This is a genomic window from Trinickia sp. (assembly GCF_051953405.1).
In the GTDB taxonomy this organism is placed as follows: domain Bacteria; phylum Pseudomonadota; class Gammaproteobacteria; order Burkholderiales; family Burkholderiaceae; genus Trinickia.
This window is the reverse complement of record NZ_JBQCIV010000078.1, coordinates 1-4,152: the sequence shown is the minus strand read 5'-3', so window position 1 is coordinate 4,152 and position 4,152 is coordinate 1. Positions and strand designations below refer to the sequence as shown.

General features: G+C 63.8%; 5 protein-coding genes. 2 read left to right on the top strand and 3 right to left on the bottom strand.

The features are described 5' to 3' along the window. On the top strand, positions 1-603 hold a 603-nt coding region (locus ACTHN9_RS13290; RefSeq protein ID WP_440537228.1), incomplete at its 5' end, for an RNA pyrophosphohydrolase. 106 nt (positions 604-709) lie between these two features. Further along, positions 710-1,264, top strand: a complete 555-nt coding sequence (locus ACTHN9_RS13285) for a CNP1-like family protein (protein WP_440537227.1) — start codon at positions 710-712, stop codon at positions 1,262-1,264. A gap of 114 nt (positions 1,265-1,378) precedes the next feature. Here the strand turns inward: ACTHN9_RS13285 and proB are convergent, their stop codons facing one another. The 3 genes from proB to rpmA form a co-directional block, all read right to left on the bottom strand. Then, on the bottom strand, positions 1,379-2,497 hold the full coding sequence (gene proB / locus ACTHN9_RS13280; RefSeq protein ID WP_440537226.1) for a glutamate 5-kinase: 1,119 nt from the start codon (positions 2,495-2,497) through the stop codon (positions 1,379-1,381). A 94-nt stretch (positions 2,498-2,591) separates the two neighbouring features. Beyond that, entirely contained in the window at positions 2,592-3,698 is a 1,107-nt protein-coding gene (gene cgtA / locus ACTHN9_RS13275) for an Obg family GTPase CgtA (RefSeq protein WP_440537225.1), read from the bottom strand. 147 nt (positions 3,699-3,845) lie between these two features. After that, a complete protein-coding gene (gene rpmA / locus ACTHN9_RS13270; RefSeq protein ID WP_440537224.1) occupies positions 3,846-4,109 on the bottom strand; it encodes a 50S ribosomal protein L27 in 264 nt (87 codons plus the stop codon). Positions 4,110-4,152: the final 43 nt, after the last annotated feature.

Sequence of the window (4,152 nt, the reverse complement as noted above, 5' to 3'; positions counted from 1 at the left end):
ATCATCCTCTTGAACGCGCACAACGAGGTGTTTTGGGGTAAGCGGCTGCGTGAACATTCCTGGCAGTTTCCGCAAGGGGGCATCAAGTATGGTGAGACCCCTCTGCAAGCGATGTATCGGGAGTTACACGAAGAAACCGGCTTGCTCCCCGAGCACGTCAAGATCATCGGTCGCACGCGCGACTGGCTGCGTTACGAGGTGCCCGACAAGTTCATCAAGCGCGAAGTACGTGGCCACTACCGTGGCCAGAAACAGATCTGGTTCTTGCTTCGGATGGTTGGCCGCGACTGCGACATTTGCCTGCGCGCCACCGATCACCCGGAATTCGACGCCTGGCGCTGGAACGAATACTGGGTGCCGCTCGACGCGGTGATCGAGTTCAAGCGGGATGTCTATCAATTGGCGCTGACGGAACTGTCGCGCTTTTTGCGCCGTGCGGTGCCGCGCACCGAGAAGCCGCGCGGCCCGCATCACGGCCAGCGGTATCCGCGCGTATCGCCCTCGGCGCAAGTGCCCGGGCAAAGCGGTTCGTCGCTGCAAGCGTCGAACGGCAGCGTGGACGCATCGTCCTACCCTTCGCCGAGTTTGATTCTGCCCGAGTGACTCCACGCGCCACCCCACCCGGTGGCGCGGTACTCGCTCGATCGCCTGCGCGGGCGCTATCATTCGGTCTTTCGAATCGTTGTGCCCGCTCACCGAGGTACCCATATTGAAAGCGATCGTTCTCGCGCTGGCCTGCGTGGCCGGCAGCGTCGTTGTTGCAGGCTGTTCGCACACCCCAGCTAAGCCCAAAGACGACACCCCGTTTCATTACCTGCTCGATCGCACGTCCGAATGGACCGAAAACAAGGTCGACACCCTGCCGGCGTTGCCGAACGCGCGAGATCTGATCGACTTCGACGTGTCGCAAAACACGCCATTGCATTTCGCCGTCGACGGTAAGTCGCTCGACGTGGGCTCCGACGGCGTCGTGCGCTATACGGTGGTCATCACGAGCCCGACCGGCGCACGCAACGTCAATTACGAAGGGATTCGCTGCGACACCTACGAGTGGCGGCTGTATGCGGGCTTGAATGCCGATCACGACGGCTGGGACCGCACGGTGGCGAACGATTGGACCCGCATCGAAAACGGCAACCTCAACGCGTATCACGCGGCGCTCTATCAGGACTACTTCTGCCAGAACAAGGTGCCGATGGGTACCACGAAGGTCATTCTGAACAACATCCGCATGCACCGCACCGCGATGTCCCAGATCAAGTAGCTCGCCCGCTAGCCAGGCGCAACGCTAGACAGACAAAAGGCCCGTATCGGCAACGACACGGGCCTTTGCATGTAGACCGAGCGCTCTGGCGCGCGCCGGGTCGAACGAGCCGGGTCAAACGACAACCAAATTGTCCCGGTGAATGAGCTCCGGCTCGAGCATGTAGCCGAGAATCGTTTCGATGTCGGCGCTCGCATGGCGAGCGATCAGCTTCGTTTCCGCACTGCTGTAGTTCGTGAGCCCGCGCGCAACTTCGCGCCCAGCCGCGCTCAGGCAGGCGATCACTTCCCCGCGGGCGAACGCGCCTTGCACATCGACCACGCCGATCGGCAGCAGGCTCTTGCCGCCGACCGTCAGCTTTTCCACTGCGCCATCGTCGATCACGACATGTCCGCGCACTTGCAGATGATCGGCCATCCACTGCTTGCGCGCGGCAAGCCGTGCCGTGCGCGCCATCAATTGGGTGCCGATTGCCTCGCCCGTGGCCAGCCTCGTCAGGACGTCCGGTTCGCGGCCGCTCGCCACGATCGTGTTCGCGCCGCTGCCCGCGGCCCGCTTGGCCGCGAGGATCTTCGTCAGCATGCCGCCGCGCCCGATCGCCGAACCCGCGCCGCCCGCCATCGCCTCGAGTTCCGGCGCGCCTGCATCGGCCTCGCGCACGAGTTCCGCCGAGGGATCCTTGCGCGGATCGGCTGTAAACAACCCCTGCTGATCGGTGAGGATGATGAGCGCGTCGCCTTCGATCAAATTCGCCACGAGCGCGCCCAGCGTGTCGTTGTCGCCGAACTTGATTTCGTCGGTGACGACGGTGTCGTTCTCGTTGATGATCGGCACGACGCCCAAGCGCAACAGCGTGAGCAGCGTCGAGCGCGCGTTCAGGTACCGTTCGCGGTCGGCCAAATCGGCGTGCGTCAGAAGAATTTGGGCCGTGCGAATGCCGTACTCGGCGAAGCGGCTCTCGTAGACTTGCGCGAGCCCCATTTGCCCAACGGCCGCCGCGGCCTGCAGTTCGTCGATTTCGCGCGGGCGCTTGGTCCAGCCGAGACGCTGCATGCCCTCGGCGATCGCGCCCGAACTGACGAGCACGACTTCCTTGCCGTGCTCGCGCAGTTGCGCGATCTGCGCCGCCCAGCGGCCGATCGCCGCCTGATCGAGGCCGCGCCCCTCGTTCGTCACGAGGCTAGATCCCACCTTGACAACCAAGCGTTTCGAATCCGCGATGACAGAGCGCATCGTGCGAAAGTCTCCATGAACGATCGGTGAGCTACCCGGCGAGCATCCGCCGGCGGTGGGCGTCGGCCGTAGCCGGCGCCCGATGCGCAAGCGCTCAGGCCTGCGGCGTGGACGGCTCGCCGGCCGGCGGCACGTCGCGAAAGCGTGGGTCGGCTGCGAGATCCTCGGCCTGCTCCGCGCGGTGCGCATCGGAATGCTCGGAGAGGTAATCGTAGACCGCGTAGCACAGATTCTCGCAGCCGAGGCCCGTCAGCGCGGAAATCTGGAAAACGGGGCCGGCCCACTCGAAACGCTCGAGGAAATCGGCCACGCGCGCTTCGCGCTCGTCTTCCGCGATCATGTCGAGCTTGTTCAGGACAAGCCAGCGCGGCTTTTGAAACAGCGCTTCGTCGTACTTTCGCAATTCGCCGACGATCGCCTTCGCTTCGGCGACAGGATCGACGTTCTCGTCGAACGGTGCGAGATCGACGAGATGCAGCAGCAGCCCAGTGCGCTGCAGGTGGCGCAAGAATTGATGACCCAGGCCCGCCCCTTCGGCCGCGCCTTCGATCAGGCCCGGGATATCGGCGATGACGAAGCTCTTGCTCGGCCCGACGCGCACGACACCGAGGTTCGGCGCGAGCGTCGTGAAGGGGTAATCGGCGATCTTCGGTTTGGCGTTCGACACCGACGAGATGAACGTCGATTTGCCCGCATTGGGCATGCCGAGCAAGCCGACATCGGCCAGCACCTTCAGCTCCAGCCGCAGCATACGGCGCTCGCCCGGCTTGCCTTCCGTTTTCTGACGCGGCGCCCGGTTCGTGCTCGACTTGAAATGCAGATTGCCGAGACCGCCGGACCCGCCCTGGGCGATGAGCACCGTCTGCTCGTGCTCGGTCAGATCGGCGATGATTTCGCCCGTGTCCATATCGTGGATGACGGTACCAACGGGCATCCGCAAGGAGATGTCGTCGCCGCCTTTACCGTAGCAGTCGGAGCCTCGGCCGTTCTCGCCGTTGCGCGCCTGGTGCTTTTTCGCGTAGCGGTAATCGATGAGGGTGTTGATATTGCGGTCGGCCACCGCATACCCGCTGCCGCCTCCGCCGCCGTCGCCGCCGGCGGGGCCGCCGAACGGAACGAACTTTTCGCGGCGCATCGACGCGCTGCCGTCGCCGCCGTCGCCGGCGATCACTTCGATCCGCGCTTCGTCAATGAACTTCATTTATCGCTCCGTCCCGTGTTTTCCCGCTATTTTGCCGCGTACCTTGCAACGACACTATCTGATGCGCATGATCTGCGCACAGAAGAAAAAAGGCCCCGCCAACTACGCGGGGCCTTTTTGCTGTGTCGCTCCCGAGTCTGATCGATCTCAGACCGCAGCCGGGAGGACGACAACCGTATGCTTCTTGTCGGCGCCTTTCGTCGTGAACTTGACGTGGCCATCGACCAACGCGAACAGCGTGTGGTCCTTGCCCATGCCGACGTTCTCGCCTGCGTGCATGCGCGTGCCGCGTTGACGCACGATGATGCCGCCGGCGTTGATCGCTTGGCCGCCGTACACCTTGACGCCGAGGCGCTTCGACTCGGAGTCGCGGCCGTTGCGGGAAGACCCGCCTGCTTTTTTGTGTGCCATCTGATTGCTCCTTAACCGGTGCGCTTACGCGTTGATCGCGTCG